At 69.5% G+C, this 20,991-nt stretch carries 20 protein-coding genes; 7 read left to right on the forward strand and 13 right to left on the reverse strand.

Annotation, left to right across the window (positions count from 1 at the left end):
- Window position 1: 1 nt before the first annotated feature.
- Window positions 2-883 (reverse strand): hypothetical protein, encoded by an 882-nt coding sequence (locus E1B00_RS05870; RefSeq protein WP_139446567.1) that lies wholly within the window; start codon window positions 881-883, stop codon window positions 2-4.
- A gap of 13 nt (window positions 884-896) precedes the next feature.
- Window positions 897-1,553, reverse strand: a complete 657-nt coding sequence (locus E1B00_RS05875; protein ID WP_139446570.1) for a rhomboid family intramembrane serine protease — start codon at window positions 1,551-1,553, stop codon at window positions 897-899.
- 40 nt (window positions 1,554-1,593) lie between these two features.
- On the opposite strand from E1B00_RS05875, the gene E1B00_RS05880 reads away from it, so the two are divergent.
- Window positions 1,594-2,223: a 2OG-Fe(II) oxygenase gene (locus E1B00_RS05880; protein WP_176693129.1), complete on the forward strand. Its 630-nt coding sequence runs from the start codon at window positions 1,594-1,596 to the stop codon at window positions 2,221-2,223.
- On the opposite strand, the gene E1B00_RS05885 is transcribed toward E1B00_RS05880, so the two are convergent.
- Window positions 2,180-2,593: an MGMT family protein gene (locus E1B00_RS05885; RefSeq protein WP_139446574.1), complete on the reverse strand. Its 414-nt coding sequence runs from the start codon at window positions 2,591-2,593 to the stop codon at window positions 2,180-2,182. The genes E1B00_RS05880 and E1B00_RS05885 overlap by 44 nt on opposite strands.
- Window positions 2,594-2,633: 40 nt before the next feature.
- Here E1B00_RS05885 and E1B00_RS05890 point away from each other — a divergent pair, with 40 nt between their 5' ends.
- A complete protein-coding gene (locus tag E1B00_RS05890) occupies window positions 2,634-3,041 on the forward strand; it encodes a hypothetical protein (protein WP_139446576.1) in 408 nt (135 codons plus the stop codon).
- A 479-nt stretch (window positions 3,042-3,520) separates the two neighbouring features.
- Here the strand turns inward: E1B00_RS05890 and E1B00_RS05895 are convergent, their stop codons facing one another.
- Window positions 3,521-4,645, reverse strand: a complete 1,125-nt coding sequence (locus tag E1B00_RS05895) for an inorganic phosphate transporter (RefSeq protein WP_139446578.1) — start codon at window positions 4,643-4,645, stop codon at window positions 3,521-3,523.
- A 4-nt stretch (window positions 4,646-4,649) separates the two neighbouring features.
- Window positions 4,650-5,279, reverse strand: a complete 630-nt coding sequence (locus E1B00_RS05900) for a DUF47 domain-containing protein (protein WP_139446580.1) — start codon at window positions 5,277-5,279, stop codon at window positions 4,650-4,652.
- Window positions 5,280-5,536: 257 nt separating this feature from the next.
- Between E1B00_RS05900 and E1B00_RS05905 the strand changes: the two genes are divergently transcribed.
- The gene (locus E1B00_RS05905; RefSeq protein ID WP_139446582.1) at window positions 5,537-6,856 is read left to right on the forward strand and encodes a hemolysin family protein; all 1,320 of its coding nucleotides are present in this window, start codon (window positions 5,537-5,539) and stop codon (window positions 6,854-6,856) included.
- A gap of 36 nt (window positions 6,857-6,892) precedes the next feature.
- Window positions 6,893-7,495, forward strand: a complete 603-nt coding sequence (locus E1B00_RS05910; protein ID WP_139446584.1) for an exopolysaccharide biosynthesis protein — start codon at window positions 6,893-6,895, stop codon at window positions 7,493-7,495.
- Window positions 7,496-7,504: 9 nt separating this feature from the next.
- On the opposite strand, the gene E1B00_RS05915 is transcribed toward E1B00_RS05910, so the two are convergent.
- From E1B00_RS05915 to E1B00_RS05925, 3 genes are all read right to left on the reverse strand, one after another.
- Entirely contained in the window at window positions 7,505-9,631 is a 2,127-nt protein-coding gene (locus tag E1B00_RS05915) for a putative bifunctional diguanylate cyclase/phosphodiesterase (protein ID WP_342774264.1), read from the reverse strand.
- On the reverse strand, window positions 9,628-10,524 hold the full coding sequence (locus E1B00_RS05920) for a phosphate/phosphite/phosphonate ABC transporter substrate-binding protein (protein ID WP_425456448.1): 897 nt from the start codon (window positions 10,522-10,524) through the stop codon (window positions 9,628-9,630). The genes E1B00_RS05915 and E1B00_RS05920 overlap by 4 nt, the downstream gene beginning before the upstream one ends.
- Before the next feature lie 116 nt (window positions 10,525-10,640).
- Window positions 10,641-11,408, reverse strand: coding sequence for an RNA methyltransferase (locus E1B00_RS05925; protein WP_139446586.1), 768 nt, complete (start codon window positions 11,406-11,408; stop codon window positions 10,641-10,643).
- A gap of 105 nt (window positions 11,409-11,513) precedes the next feature.
- Between E1B00_RS05925 and E1B00_RS05930 the strand changes: the two genes are divergently transcribed.
- Complete coding sequence (locus E1B00_RS05930) at window positions 11,514-12,320, forward strand: inositol monophosphatase family protein (protein WP_139446588.1); 807 nt, start codon at window positions 11,514-11,516, stop codon at window positions 12,318-12,320.
- Window positions 12,321-13,169: 849 nt separating this feature from the next.
- On the opposite strand, the gene secF is transcribed toward E1B00_RS05930, so the two are convergent.
- Genes secF through yajC form a run of 3 tightly spaced genes read right to left on the reverse strand, consistent with a single transcriptional unit; the run spans window position 13,170 to window position 16,430 of the window.
- Window positions 13,170-14,102: a protein translocase subunit SecF gene (gene secF / locus E1B00_RS05935; RefSeq protein ID WP_139447746.1), complete on the reverse strand. Its 933-nt coding sequence runs from the start codon at window positions 14,100-14,102 to the stop codon at window positions 13,170-13,172.
- Between the two features lie 55 nt (window positions 14,103-14,157).
- Window positions 14,158-16,035: a protein translocase subunit SecD gene (gene secD, locus E1B00_RS05940; protein WP_139446589.1), complete on the reverse strand. Its 1,878-nt coding sequence runs from the start codon at window positions 16,033-16,035 to the stop codon at window positions 14,158-14,160.
- A gap of 56 nt (window positions 16,036-16,091) precedes the next feature.
- Window positions 16,092-16,430, reverse strand: coding sequence for a preprotein translocase subunit YajC (gene yajC, locus E1B00_RS05945; protein ID WP_139446591.1), 339 nt, complete (start codon window positions 16,428-16,430; stop codon window positions 16,092-16,094).
- 117 nt (window positions 16,431-16,547) lie between these two features.
- Between yajC and queA the strand changes: the two genes are divergently transcribed.
- Window positions 16,548-17,582 carry a tRNA preQ1(34) S-adenosylmethionine ribosyltransferase-isomerase QueA gene (gene queA / locus E1B00_RS05950; RefSeq protein WP_139446593.1) on the forward strand — a complete coding sequence of 345 codons (1,035 nt, stop codon included), beginning with the start codon at window positions 16,548-16,550 and terminating at the stop codon, window positions 17,580-17,582.
- A 5-nt stretch (window positions 17,583-17,587) separates the two neighbouring features.
- On the forward strand, window positions 17,588-18,706 hold the full coding sequence (tgt, locus tag E1B00_RS05955; RefSeq protein ID WP_425456470.1) for a tRNA guanosine(34) transglycosylase Tgt: 1,119 nt from the start codon (window positions 17,588-17,590) through the stop codon (window positions 18,704-18,706).
- Between the two features lie 544 nt (window positions 18,707-19,250).
- On the opposite strand, the gene E1B00_RS05960 is transcribed toward tgt, so the two are convergent.
- Complete coding sequence (locus E1B00_RS05960) at window positions 19,251-19,853, reverse strand: response regulator transcription factor (protein WP_139446597.1); 603 nt, start codon at window positions 19,851-19,853, stop codon at window positions 19,251-19,253.
- Window positions 19,850-20,980 carry a sensor histidine kinase gene (locus E1B00_RS05965; RefSeq protein ID WP_139446599.1) on the reverse strand — a complete coding sequence of 377 codons (1,131 nt, stop codon included), beginning with the start codon at window positions 20,978-20,980 and terminating at the stop codon, window positions 19,850-19,852. The genes E1B00_RS05960 and E1B00_RS05965 overlap by 4 nt, the downstream gene beginning before the upstream one ends.
- Between the last annotated feature and the right edge of the window lie 11 nt (window positions 20,981-20,991).

Raw genomic sequence — 20,991 nt, forward strand, 5'->3', positions numbered from 1 at the left:
CTCACTGCGTGACCGGTGCCAGTGCGGCACGCGGCGGCGCGCCGCGGATCCGGTTGAAGCGCATGTCCTCGGCGAGTGGCCGCAGCGCCGCGCCCGCCTCGGGACCAGGCAGCGAGTCGATGAGCAACGCCTGGTCCACCCGGCCGTTGGCGCCGACGACCAGATGGAAGACCGCGACGCCCGGGGTGCTGAGCTTCTTGCCTGAGCGGGCGGGCGTCATCACGTAATAGCGGCCCTTGTACTGCAGGGGCCAGCGCTCGTTGTCGTGGAACGGCGGGCAGGCGAAGTCCTTGGGGCCGGAGATCCGGCGACGGATCCCCGCGTCGATCTTCGCGCCATTCTCCGCGACGAACTGCCGGAACGCGCCCAGGATTTCCGGATCGTCGGTCGCCGACGGCGCGCGGCCCAGGTCCTCGAACGCCCGGGCAACCAGGCCGGCCTGATACCGGCGCAAGGTCGCCTGTTCACCGCGTGGATGCTTGGCGTCGTAATGCACGACGGCCTGCGCGAGCACCATGGCCTCCATTGCATGCCCCGTGGCGAGCTCCAGTTCCGCCAGGGCGGACATGGCCCCCAGGTTTCCGTCGAGCGCAGCCCTGCGCAACCAGACGCGCGCGGCCTGGGGATCGAGCGGCAGCCGGGATGCCGGATGCGCGGGCCCCAGGCGATAGAGCGTGCCCAGCAGGTAGGCCGCGTAGGCATCGCCTGCATCACCGGCCGCCCGCAGCTTTTCCATTTCAGGCGCCACCGCCTCGGCGGACAGCGCGGGATCGAACACGCGCTCGGCGCGGAAGCACGGCCGCTCCGGCGACTCCAGTTCAGCCCGGGAAAGGCCCGGCAACGACGCCGCGAGCAGCAACACGCCGACAATGAGCTTCTTCATCACTTTCCAGCGCTCAGCGCACCAGCCGCGGCCCGCGCGGCCGGAACGGGGGCTGGCCGCGCCAGTAGCGGATCATCAGCCAGCCGAACAGCATGCCGCCCAGGTGCGCGAAATGGGCGATGCCGGACTGGGTGTTGAACACGCCCAGCCCCAGCTCGATCGCGCCGAAGACGATGACGAAGGTGCGCGCCTTCATCGGGATCGGCGGGATCAGCAGCATCACCTGCCGGTTCGGGAACAGCATGCCGTAGGCCAGCAGCAGGCCGAACACGCCGCCGGAGGCCCCCACCGTCTGGTAGATGCCCTGACCGGTGATGCCCGAGGTGACCACGACGAGCTGGATCAGGCCGGCACCCGCGACGCAGACCAGGTAGTAGGTGAGGAACCGCTGGCTGCCCCAGGTCTGTTCCAGCGAAGACCCGAACATGTACAGGGCCAGGCCGTTGAAGAACAGGTGGCCGAAGCTGCCGTGCATGAAACCGTAGGTCAGTATCTGCCAGGGCAGGAAACCGACGCTGACCGGCGAGCCGTCCTCGGCGAACCCGGCCGGGTACTCCCCCAACGGCCAGAGCGAAAAATAGTGCATGTATTCGGGACCGATAACCTGCTGGAGCAGGAAGCCGATGCCGATGGCCCAGAGCAGGGCAGTGGTGGCCGGGGGCAGTCGCATGCGGGAAGGCTCGTGCGGAACGTGGCCGTATCATAGCCGCATGACCCCTGCCCCCACGTTCCCGCCCGATGCCGCCACGCTCGACGGCCTGGCCGCGCGACTGCGCGATGCTGACTGGGCCGTGCTCACGCTGTCTGCCGACGATCCGCTGCTGCGGGCAGCCGGTGCGGAAGCCCGCGAACTCGCCGAGGCCGGCCACCTGCGCCCCGCCGCCACCGGGCGTTCGGACGATCGCCGCTTCGCGGGACTGCGCGGCGATTCCACGCTGTGGCTGGACGATCCCGCCTGCGGCTCGGCGGCCGCCGCGCTGCTGGCGGCGCTGGACGGACTGCGCGGCGAACTCAACCGCCGCCTGCTTCTGGGCCTGGACTCGGTCGAAGCGCACTTCGCGCACTACCCGCCCGGCGCCGGTTATGCGCGCCACCGCGACCGCTTCCGCAGCGACGACGCGCGCGTGCTGTCGCTGGTGGTCTATCTCAATCCCGACTGGCCCGACGATGCCGGCGGTGCGCTGCGCCTGCACCTGACCGAAGGCCCGCTCGATATCGCGCCGCGCCTGGGCACGATCGCGATCTTCCTCAGCGAATCGGTCGAACACGAAGTGCTGGCGGCCGACCGCCCGCGTTTCAGCGTCGCCGCCTGGTTCCGGCAGCGGCCGCGGGGCGGCTAGCCTTCGGCTTGGGCTCCGGCGGCGCCCAGAGCATTTCGTCCAGGGTCGCGGCGGCACGCTGGCCGCGCACCTTGCCGGCTTCGATGCGCACGCCTTCGGCGCGCAGCCGCTGCACCTGCTCGTCGTAGCCGGGCGAGCCCTCGGGAAAGGCGACCCGGCCGTCGGAGCGCAGCACGCGGTGCCAGGGCAGTCCGGGTTCGTCGCCGGTCGAAAGCACGCGCGCCACCAGGCGGGCCCGGCCCGGCAGGCCGGCGCGGCGGGCGATTTCGCCGTAACCGGCGACCTGGCCACGCGGAACGGCCCGCACCGCCGCCAGGATCAGGCGGCGGCTGCGCTGGGTTTCGGTCTCGTCCTTGGGGTTTGCCGGCATGGGGTTTAGGATACCCCTCCCCAACGGAATCCATCCCGCCATGCAGAACTTCGAACAGATCCGCGGCCATCTCCAGGGCAAGTACAAGCTCACCACCAGCGAGCCCTACCTGGTCTGCGTGCAGCTGTCGCTGGCCCAGGGCCGGCGGCACCAGAGCATCTTCCTGTCGGAGCTGGTGGGCGACGATGGCCGCGAGTACCTGCGCGTGAACACCGTGCTGGCGCCCATGACCGGCATCGACGCGCGCCGCATGCTGGCCTTCAACTGGCAGAGCCGCGTCGGCTACCTCGCCATCGGCGAGCTCGATTCGGTGCCCTACCTGCAGCTGTGCGAGAACCGCCCCTACGACACCCTGACGGCCTCCGAGCTCGACCGCCTGGTGCTGGAGATCGGCGGCCTGGGCGACCAGATGGAGCGCATGCTCTCGGCCGGTGGGGACTTGCTGTAGTTCCCGGGCATTCGCCCTGGAACTCCCACGATCCGCTGCGCGTTTCGCGGGCCCCGACTCATCACTTCCGATCCCCGCGCCTTCGGCGCGCCCCCTTACCAAGGGGAAGTAGTTCCCGGGCATTCGCCCTGGAACTCCCACGATCCGCTGCGCGGATCGCGGGCCCCGACTCAGCACTTCCGATCCCCGCGCCTTCGGCGCGCCCCCTTACCAAGGGGGAGTAGTTCCCGGGCATTCGCCCTGGAACTCCCACGATCCGCTGCGCGTTTCGCGGGCCCCGACTCATCACTTCCGATCCCCGCGCCTTCGGCGCGCCCCCTTACCAAGGGGAAGTAGTTCCCGGGCATTCGCCCTGGAACTCCCACGATCCGCTGCGCGGATCGCGGGCCCCGACTCATCACTTCCGATCCCCGCGCCTTCGGCGCGCCCCCTTACCAAGGGGGCTTTCGGTTGCCGGCAGCAAGCTTGCGGCGGGTGGCCTAGCTCCAGCCGAGGGCGATGAGGCCCTTGAGCATCAGCCAGGCGATGCCGCCGGCAGCCGGGATGGTGAGGATCCAGGCCCAGACGATCTTCTGGATCACCGTCCACTGAAGGGCGCGGGGGTTCTTGGCCACGCCCACGCCCATGATCGCGGTCGAGATGCTGTGCGTGGTCGACACCGGCATGCCGAAGTGCGCGGCCAGGGTGAGGATGGTGGCCGAGCTGGTTTCCGCCGCGAAGCCGTGGATGGGATGCAGCTTCACCATCTTGTGGCCGAGCGTCTTGATGATGCGCCAGCCGCCGGCGGCGGTGCCCGCGGCCATGACGATGGCGCAGGTGATCACGATCCACGTCTCGATGCCGTCGCCGTCGCCGGGGTGCATGAAGGCCAGCCAGCCCGGCAGGTTGTCGAGCGTGCCGGCCGCCTCGGCGCCGATCAGGGCCAGGGCGATGATGCCCATGGTCTTCTGCGCGTCGTTGGTGCCGTGCGCGAAGCCCATGTAGGCGGCCGAGACGATCTGGGCCTTGCCGAACAGCGCGTTCACCCAGCGCGGGCGCGAGATCCGCGCGATCCAGCCGCCGGCGCCGTTCATCGCGCTGATGATGGCCATCAGCGAACCCATCAGCACCAGGCCGAGCGTGAAGCCGGCCAGCGGCGAGCTGATCATCGGCACCACGACCTTCCAGAAGATGCCCTGGTTCTTGGTCCAGTGTTCGGCCTCGCGGGCCCAGATCAACGCGTCGAAGCTGTTGTCGGCGGCGGCCAGCGCGGCGCCGCACAGGCCGCCGATCAGGGCGTGGCTGGACGAGGACGGCAGGCCGAACCACCAGGTGATCAGGTTCCAGATGATGCCGCCCGACAGCGCGCAGATGATCAGCTGCGAGGTGACCGTGACCACCTGGTCGTCGATCAGGCCCGAGGAGATGGTCTTGGCGACCGCGGTGCCGGCCAGGGCGCCGATCAGGTTCATGCCGGCAGCCAGCATCACCGCCTGGGTGGGCGTGAGCACCTTGGTCGCGACCACGGTGGCGATCGAGTTCGCCGTGTCGTGGAAACCGTTGATGTACTCGAACACCAGCGCCGTCAGCACGACGACGAGCACGAGGGTCAGGGCGAGGGTCATGGCGTCAGGCGTTCTTCAGCACCACGCCATAGATCACGTTGCCGGCGTCGCGGCAGCGGTCGATGGCCTTCTCCAGGATCTCGAACAGGTCCTTGAGGATCAGGTAGCGCATCGGATCCTTCTCGTTGGTGTAGGTGTCGCGGTAGAGCTCGAGGATCAGGCGGTCGGCCTCGGCCTCGATCGCCTGCAGCTTGTCGTTCAGGCCCTTGGTGGTTTCCAGGTTCATGCCCTTGCGCAGCAGGCCGACCATCTCCTCCAGCACGGCGCAGGCGCGCTCGAGCATCGCGGCACGGGCGATGAAGTCGACGTCGCCGATCCGCTCGCTGGCCAGGGTGTAGCGCTCGGCGAACTTCTCGACCACCTTCGGGATCTTGTACAGCGCGTTCGACAGCGCCTCGATGTCCTCGCGCTCGAGCGCGGTGACGAAGGTGTTCACCAGCTCCTGGCTGATCTGGGCGGCCAGACCCTTCTCGCGCTGGCGGGCCAGCTTGAACTTCTCCAGCGAACGCTGGGCCGGCGGCGTGGCGAGCAGCTCGCCCAGGGCGCGGGCGCTCTCGCGGGCGGCGGCGGCGCTGGCCTCGAGCAGGCCGTAGAACTTGTCGCCCTTGCCGAAGATGGTCTGGAGGGAAAACATGCGGGACCCCGTGTCTGGCCGGGAACCGCCCGGCCCAAATGTGGCGGCAATGTTACAACGTCCACCCGGCGACCGGCTCCCCCGGAGCGCCCGGCGGCCCGCGCATGCGCCCCGGAAACGGCTCGGAACCGCGCAAAAATCCCGCCGGGGCGCGCTGCCGGGTGTTGGCCCCGGCCGGCCGCCCGGCCGGCCTGTGGCATAGTGCCGGCTCGCCCCACCCCCGATTCGGAAGACTTTGCCGGCCCGCCCGGCGGCCCATGACCCTAGAACTCGCCCTGGTCCTGCTGTTGATTCTCTGCAACGGCTTCTTCGCCCTGTCGGAGATGTCCGTGGTCACCTCGCGCAAGCCCAAGCTGCGGCAGATGGCCCAGGAAAGCCGCCGCGCCAAGACCGCGCTGGAGCTGGCCGAGCACCCCGAGCGTTTCCTCTCGACCGTGCAGGTCGGCATCACCTCGATCGGCATCCTCACCGGCGTGTTCGGCGGCGAAAGCCTGGGCAACCGGGTGGCCGAGCTGATCGCGCCGCTGGGCCTGGACGACAAGTGGACCCAGGGCATCGGCACCGGCGTCGCGGTCACCCTGATCACCTACTTCAGCATCATCATCGGCGAGCTGGTGCCCAAGCGCATCGCCCTGCTGGCGCCCGAGCGGATCGCCAGCGTGGTGGCGATGCCGATGAACGCCATCTCGTGGATAACCACGCCCTTCGTCTACCTTCTTTCGCTGAGCACCCGCACCCTGATGCGCCTGCTCGGCCTCAACCGCGGCAACGACAACCAGGTGACGGAAGAGGAGATCCGCCTGCTGGTGGCCGAGAGCCACGAGCAGGGTGTGATCGACGCCGACGAACGCAACATGATCAACCGCGTGCTGCGCCTGGGCGACCGCAGCAGCGCCGGGCTGATGACGCCGCGCACGCGCATCGTCTGGCTCGACGCCGCCGCCGGCGTCGAGGAGAACCTGGCGACCATGCGCGAGACGCCCTATGCGCGCTATCCGGTCTACCGCGGCAGCGACGCCGAGGTGCTGGGCGTGCTCGAGGTCAAGTCGCTCACCGGCCTGATCTGCAGCGCCGGCACCACGCGGCCCGACCTGTTCCGGGAACTGCGCCCGGCCCTGTTCGTGTCCGAATCCACGCATGCGCTGAAACTCCTGGAGATCTTCCGCGAGGAACAGCAGACCCTGGCGCTGGTGGTCGACGAATACGGCGACATCCAGGGCATGGTCTCGGCCAACGACCTGCTCGACGCCGTGCTCGGCCGCGTCCAGGCCAGCGAGGCCAGCGAGACCGAGGCCCTGGTGGTGACCCGCGCCGACGGTTCCTTCCTGGTCGATGGCCGCCTGTCGAGCGAGGAGCTGCGCGAGCTGCTCTCGCTCAACACCCTGCCCGGCGAAGAGGAACACGACTTCCACACCGCCGCCGGCCTGGTGATCGCGCGCTTCGGCCGCATCCCGCACGCGGGCGAGCACTTCGACTGGCAGGGCTGGCGGCTCGAGGTCGTGGACCTCGACGGTGCCCGCATCGACAAGCTGCTGATCGCCCGCCTGCCCGACCCGCTGGCCGACGACGGGGTTTAGGGCGGATAAAGGCATCGCCTTCCAGACTGCCCGCCCATGAGCCCAGAGATCAGCACACGCGCCCTGCTCGACACCCTGGCCGAGGGTGCGGGCGGCGAGGCGCTGACGCTGGGTGGTCTGCTCGACCAGTTCCGCGAGCGCGCCTACGGTGTCTTCCTTCTGGTGTCGGTGCTGCCGGCTTTCGTGCCGCTGCCGATCGGCGCCGGTGCGATCAGCGGTCCGCTGGTGAGCCTGATCGGCCTGCAGCTGCTGGCGCAGATGGACCACCCCTGGGTGCCGAAATTCATCGCCCGGCGCGAGCTCTCGCGCGACGGCGTCACCAAGTTCCGCAACCGCACCCAGCGCCTGCTGGGCTGGATCGAGAAGGTCAGCCGCCCGCGCACCGAAACCCTGATCGACCACCCGGTTGCGCGCACCTTCACCGGCGGACTGCTGGTGGTGCTGGGGGCCCTGCTGGCGCTGCCGCTGCCGGCGACCAACTACCCCTTCGGCCTGATCCTGCTGGCCTATGCGATCGCGCTGATCGAACGCGATGGCCGCCTGATGGCGATCGCCTGGGTGCTGGGCGTGGCCGAGATCGCGACCATGGCGCTGTTCTCCGGCCAGATCGCCGCCTGGGTGGCGAAACTCTTCAGCTGACCGCCCCGGTCAGTTGATCTCGCGGAAGCTGCGCTGGATGTCGGCAGCGACCATCGGCCGGCCCAGCCAGAAGCCCTGGCCCTGGTCGCAGCCGCGTTCGCGCAGCACCGCGTACTGGCCCTCGGCCTCGATGCCCTCGGCGACCACGGTGATGCCCAGCGAATGCGCCATCGCGATGATGGCCGAGGTGAGCGCCAGGTCGTCGGGATCGCGCAGCACGTCGGCGACGAAGCTGCGGTCGATCTTGACGCCGTCCACCGGCACACGGCGCAGGTGGCTCAGGCCCGAGAAGCCGGTGCCGAAATCGTCCAGCCACACCTTCACGCCGGTCGCGCGCAGGCGCGACAGCAGGGCGCTGGCCTGGACCTCGTCGCCGAGCACGGCGGTTTCGGTCAGCTCCAGATGCAGCTGCTGCGGCAGCACGCCGGTGGCGGCGAGCGCGCTGGCCACGACGTCCGGCAGGTCGCCGGTACGCAGCTGGCGAGGCGAGATGTTCACCGACACGAAGGGGCGTTCGCCGCCCGGCGGCGTCCAGCTCGCGGCGTCCTTGCAGGCCTGCACCAGCACGTGCCGGCCCAGCGATTCGATCAGGCCGCTCTGCTCGGCCACTTCGATGAAGACCGACGGCGGCACCACGCCCAGGCGCGGGTGGTTCCAGCGGCACAGCGCCTCGGCGCCCATCAGGCGGCCGTCGGCCAGGCGGTAGATCGGCTGGTAGTGCAGGCTCAGTTCGCCGCGGTCCCAGGCGCCGCGCAGCTCTTCCTCCAGCTGCACGCGGCGTTCGACCGCCTGGTCCATGGCCTTGGAATAGAAGCGGTAGCAGCCCTTGCCGGCGACCTTGGCCTGGTACATCGCGATGTCGGCGTTCTTGAGCAGCTGGCCGGCGCTGGCGGCGTCGAATGGGAACAGGGTGATGCCGACCGACGCGCCCAGGAACACCTGGCGCCCGCGCAGCACCAGCGGCCGCTGGATCTCCTCGATCAGCGATTCGGCCAGGCGGCCGGAGCTGGTGCGGATGTCCTCGGCCATGAACAGCACGATGAACTCGTCGCCGCCGAAACGTGCGATCTCGGTGCCCAGGCCGCCCAGGCGTTCGACCGCCATGCGGATGCGCATCGACAGCTGGCCCAGCACCTCGTCGCCGGCCTCGTGGCCGAGCGTGTCGTTGACGCGCTTGAAGTCGTCGAGGTCGACGAACAGCAGGGCCAGCTCGCCGCTGCTGGCCTGCAGGGTCATCAGGCGCTCGTCCAGGGCCTCGCGGAAGGCCAGGCGGTTGGACAGGCCGGTGAGCGAATCGGTGTAGGCCATGCGGCGGATGTCGCGGTCGTGGCGCGCCACCGACTCGCTCATGCGCGAGAACGCACGCACCAGTTCGCCGATCTCGTCCTGGCGGTCCGAATGCAGCTTCACGTCGGCGTAGCGGCCCTGCTCGATGCGCGCGGCCGCCACCGCCAGGCCGGCGATCGGCTGGACGATGCGCCGCTGCAGCAGCACCATCGCCGCGACCGCGATGCCGATCAGCGCGACCAGCAGCGCCATCAGCCAGGCCAGGTGCTCGTTGCTGGCGGCCTGCAGGCGGTCGCCGAGCGGGCCGAGCATCTCTATCTCGCGGCGGTTGGCGTTGTCGCGCGACAGGCCGACGCGCACGCCGCCGATGCGCTCCTCGCCGATGCGGATCGGGCTGGCGACGTCGAGCAGCTTGTCGCTCCACTGCCCGTGCACGCCCTGGGCGTTGAGCGCCTCGTAGGCCATCGGATCGGACATGGGCTGGCCGAAGGCCGGGATGTCGCCGGAGCCGTCGTGCACGACCTGGCCGTTGGCGTCGTGGATGACGACGTACACCACGTCGGGCTGGCGCAGCGTGGCCCGCGCGAGTTCGCCCAGCTTGGCCAGGTCGAGGTAGTACAGCGGATTGGTGGCGGCGTCGGCCAGCTGGCTCGACAGGGTCTGGCCGCGGCTGAGCAGGCCCTCGCGCGCGAGCTCGCGCATGGCGCTGGCGCTGAGTTCGCGCACGTCGGCGTTGCTGCGCTTTTCGTGCCACCACAGGGCCGCGAACAGTGCGATCACCACCACCAGCACCGCCGCCACCAGCAGCAGCAGCTCTCCGCGCAGACCCAGCCGGAACGGCAGCCTCACTCCAGGGCCTCGCGCACGTCGCGGGCACCGCGGCGCAGCTGGTCCAGACGGGCCTGGGTGCCGGCATCGACTTCGTAGAAGCCGGTGGTGCGGAAGAACTGCCGCAGCGCGTCGCGCGCCTGCGGATCGGCACTGGCGCCCAGCAGCACCTGCTTGAGGCGCTCGGCGACCGCGGGCGGCATGCCGCCGCTGACCACTTCCATCGCGCGCGGCACCGGTTCGGTGGTGTGGATGATGACCAGGTCGCGGCGGAAGGCTTCCGACACGCGCTGCAGCGAGGCCCAGTCCTGGTCGCTGAAGCCGCCGGCATCCACCAGCTTCTTGTGCACCCAGGCGGCGAGGTTGGCATCGGTGTTGGCGAAAACATAGCCGACACTGCCGGCATCGGCGCCCTCCAGCGGCGACACCATCAGGCTCATCGCCAGGCCCTGTTCGCGCAAGGCCATGGCCGGCACCAGGTAGGCGCTGGTCGAGGACGGCGACTGGAAGGCGATGGTCTTGCCCTGCAGCTGGGCCAGACTGGTGATGCCGCTGTCGCGCCGCGTGAAGATGACGCTGCGGTACTCGCGGGCGCCGCTGCGTTCGGTCAGCAGCAGCGGGCGGGCGCCGGCGCGGTCGGCCAGCAGCAGGCCGGTACCCGGGGTCTCGGTGACCCAGTCGACCTTGCCGCGGCGCAGGTAGCTCATCATCTGCTGGGGGTCGCGCGCCATCAGCACGCGGCCCTCGGTGATGCCCACCGACTTCATGCGCGGCACCACGTAGTCCAGCAGCGGCTGCAGCTGTTCGTAGTGGCGGCGCGGGTCGTCGCTGATGCGGCCCAGCACCAGCACGCCGTCGGCGGCCTGGGCCAGTCCGGCGGCCAGGAAAAGCAGGAGGAAACTCAGACGTCGCAAACCGCCGGGAACTGCGCTGGGAAACGTTGACGTCACAGAAGGCTCGGAGGCGGCTTGGATCGGGCCGGCCTACTGTATGCGCCCTGCCCCGGCGGCGCTAGGCTCCGCCGTGCGGCCTAGGTTCGGCGGTCGCGGGCCAGGCGGGCCATGCGCTGGGCCTCGGACAGGATGCCGCGCAGGATCTTCACCTCGCGGCTGTCCAGCCCGGCCCGCAGGTACAGGCGGCGCAGGCGGGCCATCACCATCTCGGGCGGCCGGCCCTTGTGGAAGTCGATCTCGTCCAGGGTCAGGCGCATGTGGCCGAAGAAGCGCTCCAGTTCGTCGGCGGTGGCCGGCGGCTCCTGCTCCGGGGCCGGCATCGGCCGGCCCGACGGCAGCGCGCCTTCGGCAGCGGCCAGCAGGGCCAGGCGCAGCTCGTAGGCCAGGACCTGCACCGCGGCCGCCAGGTTGAGCGAACTGAAGTCCGGGTTGGTCGGGATGCCCACCGAGGCATGGCAGCGCTGCAGCTCTTCGTTCTCCAGGCCGGTGCGCTCGCGCCCGAACAGCAGGGCCACCGGGCCGCGGCCGGCGGCCTCGACCAGCTGGCGGGCGGCCTCCTGCGGACTCAGCTCGGGCAGGGGCACGTGCCGGCGGCGGGCGCTGGTGCCCAGGACGTAGGTGCATCCGGCCAGGGCCGCATCCAGGTCGGCATGCACGGCCGCCCCGGCCAGCAGGTCGTCGGCGCCAGCGGCCAGGGTATTGGCCTCGGGGTCGGGAAATCGCTCGGGCGCGACCAGGTGCAGGGCCGACAGGCCCATGGTCTTCATGGCCCGGGCCGCCGAGCCGATGTTGCCCGGGTGCTGGGTGCCGACCAGGACGATTCGCAGGTTCGGAAGGGTATTCATGGGGTTCTAGAGGCCCGGCTCGGGCCAACCTGCTATCCTTTGCGCCGCGCCGGCTCGACCGGCCCCTTGTTCTTCACACAATCCAGCGGTCATCGGACGGGATCCATGCAAAAACCTGTCGTCAACGTCATGGTCAAGGCGGCCCGTTCGGCCGGCAACCTGATCCTGCGGCACATGGGCAAGCTCGACGCCCTGAACGTCTTCGAGAAGTCGAAGCAGGACTACGCCAGCGAGGTCGATTCCCAGGCCGAGGCGGAGATCATACGCGAGCTGCGCCGCGCCTTCCCCGACTACGCCATCCTCGGCGAGGAATCGGGCGCCATGGGCACGGGCCGCTACACCTTCGTCATCGACCCGCTGGACGGCACCTCGAACTTCCTGCGCGGGCTGCCGCATTTCTGCGTGTCGATCGCGCTGTGCGAGGGCGGCGAGCCGATCCACGGGGTGATCTTCGATCCGCTGCGCAACGAGCTGTTCACCGCCTCGCGCGGGGCCGGTGCGGTGCTCAACGACAAGAAGATCCGGGTGGCCGAGCGCAAGGACCTCGGCGGTGCGCTGCTGATCACCGGTTTCCCGCCGCGCGAGCGGGCGCGGGTGCCGGCGCAGCTGGAGTGCATCAACAAGCTGCTGCTCGAGGCCGAGGACATCCGGCGCACGGGTTCGGCGGCGCTGGACCTGGCCTATGTGGCCTGTGGCCGGGCCGACGCCTATTTCGAGGCCGGGGTGAAGCCCTGGGACATCGCCGCCGGCCTGCTGCTGGTGCGCGAGGCCGGTGGCCGGGTCTGCGATTTCCGGGGCGGCAGCGACAAGCTGCTGATGTCGGGCCAGATCGTGGCCGGCAACCTCAAGATCAGCGATTCGCTGCAGAAGGCGATCGTCTCGTCCAACTACGCGGCGGCCTTCTCGGTCTGACCTGCTTTTCTTCCCGCTTCCGGAAAAGCCGCCTTCTGGGCGGCTTTTTCTTGCTCGCGGCTTGAGGGGCTGGCGCCGGCAGCACCGGAGGAGCGAGGCCCTCTTTCTGCTCAGTGAAGCCTCATTTCGCAGAAAGAGGGCCTCGCTCCTCCGGCACTGCCGGTGCGGATCGTCCGGGTTGCTGACTGGAGTTCCTGAGGGCATCGGCGCCCTGCTTGCGCGTAGGCCTGGCGGGCTTCCGCGTGCGGGATCTTTCCTGCGCCTTGTCGTTGGCTAAGGCGCATGCGTCCCTTGTCGACGGCGCGCCTCCCGTGGGGCGCGTTCCCCTGAACGCGTCCGGTGCCATTGCCGCACACTGGCCAGGAGTGCCCGCCGCTGCGCGGCGCAGAGCCCCGACAAGAAGCAGAACCAAAGCAAGGGCCGGGGCCGGGGACTATCCTGCCGTTGCCGTTGCCGTTGCTGTTCGCCGCGCAGCGGCGAGCACTCTTCGCAAGCTTGCCGAAATGGCACCGGACGCGTTCAGGGGAACGCGCCCCACGATAGGCCGCCCTGCTCCGATCTTTAGCGCGCTCCCGCTTGACCGACATGTGGCGCAGGAAAGATCTTGCATGCGGAAGCCCGCCCACCGCACGCGCAAGCAAACCGCCGATGCCACCCAGGAACTCCCTTCCCGAAACCGCGTTGGTCGAACCGGCGGTGCCGGAGAGCTGGAGGTCTCTTTCTGCGAAATGAGGCTTCACTGAGCAGAAAGAGACCTCCAGCTCTCCGGTGCCGACGGCGCCAGATCGGTACGCGCAAAAAGAAAGGGCCCGCCGAAGCGGGCCCTTTGCATGAAGCGGTGGCGAAGCGTTACGGCCGGCGCGCCAGTTCTGCCTCGAGGTCGTCGCGGGCCTTGGGCATCAGGTCCTGCTTGGTGACGCCCAGCGCCAGGAGCAGCGGGCAGGCGACCAGGATCGACGAGACCGTGCCGATCACGATGCCGATCATCTGCGACAGCGCCATGCCCTGCAGCGACTGGCCGCCGTACAGATACAGCGCCAGCACCGTCAGGAAGGCCACGAAGGACGTGATGATGGTGCGCGAAAGCGTCTGGTTGACCGAACGGTTCAGCACTTCCTTGGGCTCGAGCTTGCTGAGCAGGCGGAAGTTCTCGCGCACGCGGTCGAACACCACGATCTTGTCGTTGATCGAGAAACCCATCACCGACAGGATGCCGGCCAGCACCGTCAGGTCGAACTCGTGCTGGCTGATCGCGAACCAGCCGCAGACCAGCAGGATGTCGCCGAGCGTCGAGGCCACGGCCGCGATCGCGAACTTGTACTCGAAGCGGATGGCGATGTAGGCCAGGAAGCCGATCGCGACGAAGATCGCCGCGTACATGCCGTTGAGCGCCAGCTCGCCGCCGATCTGCGGGCCGACGAAGTCGCTGCGCAGCACCCGGCCCGGGTTGTCCGGGGTCTGGGCGGCCTGCAGGATCGCGGTGCCGGTCTGCTCGCTGGGCGTGGCCTCGACCGGGCCGGCGCTTTCATCGACTTCCGGCGGCTGCAGCCGGATGACGATGTCGGTGCCCGAGCCGAAGGTCTGCACGATCGGGCTCTCGTAGCCGGCCGCGTTCAGGCGCGAACGCACGCCCTCGACGTCGATCGGCTTCTGGAACTCGACCTCGACCACGGTGCCGCCGGTGAAGTCGAGCGCGTAGTTGAAGCCCTTGGCGGCGAGCGCGCCGATCGCGGCCACGGACAGCGCCGCGAACACGACCAGGGCCGCGACCCGGATCTTCATGAAGTTGATCTTGCTGTTGGACGGGAAGAGTTCCACGTCGCCTCCTGGAAAACGGTTAGATCGAGACCTTGGCGAGCTTCTTGCGCTTGCCGTAGATCAGGGTGGCGATGCCTCGCGAGACCGAGACCGCGGTGTACATCGAGGTCAGGATGCCGATGATCAGCGTGATGCCGAAGCCGCGGATCGGGCCCGAGCCGAACACCGCCATCGCGATGCCCGCCAGCAGCGCCGTGACGTTGGCGTCGGCAATGGTGCCGGAGGCCTTGTCGTAGCCGTTGGCGATGCTGGCCAGCGGGGTGTTGCCGTTGCGCAGCTCTTCGCGGATTCGCTCATTGATCAGCACGTTGGCGTCCACCGACATGCCTACGGTCAGGGCGATGCCGGCCAGGCCGGGCAGCGTCAGCGTAGCGCCAACGACGGACATCACGGCGATCACCATCAACAGGTTCAGCAGCAGCGCCAGGTTGGTGACGATGCCGAACATCTTGTAATAGACCAGGAAGAAGGCCAGCACGAAGGCGAAGGACCAGAACACGGCGGTCAGGCCGCGCTCGACGTTCTCGGCACCCAGGCTCGGGCCGATGATGCGCTCTTCGATGATCACCATCGGCGCCGCCAGCGAACCGGCGCGCAGCAGCCGGGCCATGTCGCTGGCCTCTTCCATGCTGTCGAGGCCGGTGGTCTGGAAGTTGCGGCCGAACACGCCCTGCAGGGTCGCGGCGTTGATCACCTCCTCGCTCACGCGCGAAGTGCGCACTTCCTTGCCGTCGACGATCTTCACTTCCGGGATCGTCTCGATGTAGACCGCCGCCATCAGCTGGCCGACGTTTTCGCGGGTGTGCGCCTGCATGCGGTCGCCGCCGAGGCGGTTGAGTTCGATCGACACCGTCGGCGTGCCGGACTGCGGATCGAGCAGCGAGGTCGCATTCACCAGCTGGTCGCCGGAGACGATGATGCGGCGCGAGAGCAGGATCGGGCGCGGCTTGCCGTCCGGACCGATGTCGCGGGTGCGGTACAGTCGGGCGTTGGGCGGCACGACGCCGGTGTTCGCCGCCTCGACCGCCTTGCTGCCGTAGTCGATGACGTGGCGGTATTCGAGCGTGGCGGTCGCGCCGATCAGCTTGCGGGCCTCGGCGGTGTCCTGCACGCCCGGCAGCAGCACGACGATGCGGCTGTCGCCCTGGCGCTGGATCACCTGCTCGCCCACGCCCAGGCTGTTGATGCGGTTGTCGAGCGTGGTGCGGTTCTGCTCGATCGCGCCGTCCATGATCTCCTTGATCACGGTCGGCGTGATGCGCGCCAGCAGGCGGGTCGGCTGGCCCGGGTCGGCCACCAGCTCCAGCTCGGGCGCCTCGCGGGTGATGGCGGCGCGCACGGCGGCCATGTCGGAGGCGTTCTTGATCTCGACCTGCACGCCTTCGGGCGCGCGGGCGACGCTGGTGTAGGCGAACTTGCCGTCGCGCAGCACCGTGGAGATCTCGTCGGCGAAGGCGTTGCTGCGCTTCTCGATCGCCGCCTTCTGGTCCACCTCGAGCAGGAAGTTGACGCCGCCCTGCAGGTCCAGGCCCATCGACATGGGCCGGGCGCCGAAGCTGCCGAGCCATTCGGGCACCGTCGAGGCCAGGTTCAGCGCCACCGTGTAGCCGGTGCCCAGCGAGCCGCGCAGCTGGTCGGCGGCGGCGGTCTGGTGGTCGGGGTTGGTCGTGCGCACGACCACGTTGCCCTTCTCGATCGCCACCGACTTGACCGGGACCTTGGCTGCCTCGAGCGCGCCGCGCACGCGCAGCACCAGCGAGTCGTCCACCACGTTGCCGCGGTTGGCCGCGACCTGCACCGCGGGATCCTGCGGGTAGATGTTGGGCAGCGAGTAGAACAGGGACAGCGCGATCACCAGCGCGGCGACGACGTATTTCCAGGTGGAGTACTGAAGCATGGGCGACAACCGGTGGCGGCCCGATCAGGGCCGTGGGTGGATCGGATGGGGACGGCTCAGGCGGACTTCAACGTGCCCTTGGGCAGGACCGCGGTGACCGCGCCGCGCTGGATCTTGATGCTGACCTTGTCGGCGACTTCGACGCTGACGAAGTTCTCGTCCAGGCCGTCGATGCGGCCGGCGATGCCGCCGCTGGTGATCACTTCGTCGCCCTTCTGCAGCTTGGACACCAGCTCGCGGTGTTCCTTGGCGCGCTTCATCTGCGGACGGATCATCAGGAAGTACATGCCGATGAAGACGGCGCCCATCAGCAGGAAGCTGGGCAGCGGGCTCGGGGCGGCCTGGCCGGCGGCCTGGGCGGCCGCGGGGGAAATCAGAATATCGAGCAGGGACATGGACTTGGCGTCTCGCTAGGGAATCAAGCGCGCAAGTATGCCACAGCCGATCCGGGCCACGGCCGGCCGGTCCGGCGATTCTGGGATAATGCCGCCCCCATTCGCCCGGCCCGCGCCTTGAAGAAGTCCGACTTCCACTACGAGCTGCCGCCCGAGCTGATCGCCCAGGAGCCCCTGGCCGAACGCTCGGCCAGCCGCCTGCTCGTGGTCGGCCCCCAGGCCCCGCCCTACGAAGACCGCCAGGTGAAGGACCTGGGCGACTACCTGCAGCCCGGCGACCTGCTGGTGTTCAACGACACCCGGGTCATCCCGGCCCGGCTGCACGGGACCAAGGACAGCGGTGGCCGGGTCGAGATCCTGCTCGAGCGCCTGCTGGGCGGCCACGAGGTGCTGGCCCAGGTCGGCGCCAGCAAGTCGCCCAAGGCCGGCGGCCGCATCACCCTGGACGAGGGCACGGCGCTGACCGTGCTCGGCCGCGAGGGCGAGTTCTACCGCCTGCGCTTCGACACCGACGAGCCGCTGGAGAAGCTGCTGCTGCGCGCCGGCCGGCTGCCGCTGCCGCCCTACATCCAGCGCGAGCCCGGCGCCGAGGACCTGGAGCGCTACCAGACGCTGTTCGCCCGCCACACCGGCGCGGTGGCCGCGCCCACCGCCGGCCTGCACTTCGACCAGTCGCTGCTGGCGGAACTGCAGGCGCGCGGCGTGCGTTTCGGGCACGTCACCCTGCACGTCGGCGCCGGCACCTTCCAGCCGATGCGCGCCGAAACCGTGCAGGACCACGTGATGCACAGCGAGTGGCTGAACGTCGGCGCGGAACTGTGCCAGCAGATCGCCCAGACCCGCGCCGCCGGCGGCCGCGTCGTCGCGGTCGGCACCACCGTGGTGCGCGCGCTGGAATCGGCGCTGCGCGACGGCGAGGTCCGCCCCTTTGCCGGCGACACCCGCATCTTCATCTTCCCCGGCTACCGCATCCGCAGCGTGGACGCGATGGTGACCAACTTCCACCTGCCCGAGAGCACCCTGATGATGCTGGTGTCGGCCTTCGCCGGCCGCGAGCGCATCCTGGCCGCCTACGCGCACGCGGTCCGGGAGAAGTACCGATTCTTCAGCTACGGCGACGCCATGCTGCTCTACCCGGAGGCCGCGCCGTGAGCCGGATGCGATTCGAGAAACTCGGCCAGGACGGCACCGCCCGTCGCGGCCGCCTGCATTTCCCGCGCGGCACGGTGGAAACGCCGGCCTTCATGCCGGTCGGCACGTACGGCACGGTGAAGGCGATGCTGCCGGAATCGCTGCGCGCCATCGGCGCCGAGATCATCCTGGGCAACACCTTCCACCTTTGGCTGCGGCCGGGCATGGAGGTGATCGACCTGCACGGCGGGCTGCACGGCTTCTGCAAGTGGGACGGACCCATCCTGACGGATTCCGGCGGCTTCCAGGTCTGGTCGCTGGCCAAGCGCCGCAAGATCACCGAAGAGGGCGTGACCTTCGCCTCGCCGACCGACGGCAGCAAGGTGTTCCTCTCCCCTGAGGTCAGCATGCAGGTCCAGCGTTCGCTGGACTCGGACGTCGTGATGATCTTCGACGAGTGCACGCCTTACCCCGCCACCGAAAAAGTCGCACGGATCTCGATGGAGCTCAGCCTGCGCTGGGCCGAGCGCAGCAAGCGCGCGCACGAGGGCAACGACGCGGCGCTGTTCGGCATCGTCCAGGGCGGCACCCACATCGACCTGCGGGCGCGTTCGGCCGAGGGCCTGAAGGCGATCGGTTTCGACGGCTACGCGGTCGGCGGCCTGGCCGTGGGCGAGCCGCCCGAGGAACGCGACGCCACGCTCGACGCGCTGGTGCCGCTGCTGCCGGAAGACCAGCCGCGTTATCTGATGGGCGTGGGCAAGCCCGAGGACATCGTGGAGGCGGTCGCACGCGGCATCGACATGTTCGACTGTGTGATGCCCACGCGCAATGCGCGCAACGGGCACTATTTCGTCCGCGGCGGGCAGGTGCGCATCCGCAACGCGCAGTACGAGAAGGACCTGCGTCCGATCGAGGAAGGCTGCACCTGTTACACCTGCACCAGCGGCTACACGCGCTCCTATCTGCGCCATCTGGATCGCTGCAACGAGATCCTGGCCTCGATGCTGGCCACCATCCACAACCTGCACCACTACCAGCAGCTGATGCGCGACATCCGCGCCGCCATCGACGCCGGCCGCTTCGAGCAGTTCCGCGAAGCTTTCCACGCGGCGCGGCTCGCGGGGCTCGCTGCCCGCGGTTGAGTTTTTCGCGTCGTATTGAGCTTCGGGGTAGTTCCTGGTGCCGGGATCGTTCCTGGCGATAGGCCGCCGTACGTGAGGTCTTTTTCCGGGGACGCCGTGAATCCATCCATGGAGGCTCTTCGAAAACGTCCATGTTTTCGAAGCCCCGGAAAAAGCCCTCACGCACGACGGCCCGCGGACCATCCGGGCCGGGATATCGAATTGGAGACGCTCGCTTTAGCGAAGCCTTCGGCAATTTCGCCTTCGACTTGCGGCTCGCCCGGATCTGTCCTCGAAGCCGATTCCATCCAATCTGCGAGCTTCCGCGCCCTCTGGGGGCACGCGCTTATCCCAACGGCTCGCGATACCGAGTCGTGGCGACGACGTAGACAGGGGGGTATGGCTGAAGTGGAGGGCAGGAAGCCCGCAACGGCCGGTCGTAAGCTGGTCATGGATGACGCTCGCGCGCGACCGGGCAGCCATACCCCACTGTCTGCGGCGGCGCACGCCAGATCAATCGCCCGCGAGAACTTGATCTTCTTGCGCGACGCGCAAGCGCGGAGGGTTAGAGCCAGCCCTTGGCGCGCGCCGTGCGATAGGCCTCGATGCGGTTGGCGGCGCCCAGCTTGCCGATGGCTTCGGAAAGATAGTTGCGCACCGTGCCCTGCGACAGATGCAGACGCTCGGCGATCTCGGCGCTCTTGACGCCCTCGCCGGCCAGACGCAGCACCTGACGCTCGCGCTCGGTGAGCGGATCGTCCTCGCCCCAGGCGGCGACGGCCAACTGCGGATCGATCGCCCGGCCGCCGGCCTGCACCTGGCGCAGCGCCTGCGCCAACTGCGCCGAGGGCGCGTCCTTGAGCAGATAGCCGCGCACGCCGGCGTCGAGCGCGCGGCGCAGATAGCCGGCGCGCGCGAACGTGGTGAGGATGACCACACGCGTCGCCAGTCCGGATTCCTGCACCTTCAGCGCCAGGTCCAGGCCGGTGAGCGCGGGCATCTCGATGTCGGTGACCAGCAGGTCGGGGCGGTGCTCGTTCACCGCGCGCCAGGCTGCCTCGCCGTCGCCGGCCTCGGCCACGACCTCGAGGTCCGTTTCCAGGCGCAGCAGCGCGGCCAGCGCGCCGCGCACCATCGCCTGGTCCTCGGCCAGCACCAGGCGGATCATGGCGCCGGCCCTTCGATCGCGGCGGCCGGAAGCTTCAGCAACAGTCGGGTGCCGGCGCCGGGCGGGCTGTCGATGTCCAGCGTGCCGCCCACCGCCGCCAGCCGCTCCCGCATGCCCAGCAGGCCATTGCCGGGCGTCGCGGCGCCGCCGCGGCCGTCGTCGCTGATGGCCAGGCACAGGGCCGCGCCGCGCCGCGACAGCTCCACCTCCACGCGCGTGGCGCCGGCGTGGCGCAGCACGTTGGTGACGGCCTCGCGCAGTGCCATCGCCAGCACCGGTTCGGCCGCGGCCGACAGCGCCAGCGGTTCGAGCCGCTGGTCGAGGCGGATTTCCGCCGACAGCAGGGCCAAGCGCGCCGCCGCGAGTTCGGCCTGCAGGCCGGTGGCGCGGATGCCGACCACGGCCTCGCGCACCTGGGCCAGGGCCTGGCGCGCGACGGTTTCGACTTCGCCGATCTGGGCTTTGGCGGCGGCCGGGTCGCGGTCCACCAGCCGGCCGGCGAGCTCGCTCTTGATCGCCACCAGCGACAGCGTGTGCCCGAGCAGATCGTGCAGGTCGCGGCCGATGCGCTCGCGTTCGGCCATCGCGGCCAGGCGGCCGACTTCGTCCTGGGTCAGGCGCAGTTCGGCGTCGCGCCGGGCCTTGTGCCGCGAGAACAGCGTGCCGGTGAACACCATCGCCGACACCAGCACCGCCATGCCGGTCCAGGCGAGGGCCAGCCGCAGCGTCGGCATCACGAGGAAAAACTCCGCGACCAGCAGGCTCATCATCAGCGCCGCGACCGCCGTGGCCAGCCGCGGTCGGAAACTCCAGCCGGCCATGGCGCAGGCGTAGACCAGGAAGGTCTGGCCGCCGGCGTTGAACGGCACCAGGGCATAGCCGATCAGGGCGACCGCGAACACCAGCAGCGGCCTTTCCGGCGCCGCGACCCGGTAGAACCGGAAGTGCAGCGGAAGGAAGAGGAGGATCGCCAGCAGGCTGGCCCCCAGCGGCCAGCCGGTGGCGCCGGGGTAGAACACCAGCGGCACGAACACGAAGGCCAGGTACAGCAGGGTCAGCCACGGGTTCTCGTGGATGTCGTCCCGCGGCCGGGGTTTGCTTTCGACGAGGGCGGCCGGTGTTTCCATAGGGCGCGACC

It is taken from the genome of Arenimonas terrae (genome assembly GCF_006265115.1).
Classification (GTDB): Bacteria; Pseudomonadota; Gammaproteobacteria; order Xanthomonadales; family Xanthomonadaceae; genus Arenimonas; species Arenimonas terrae.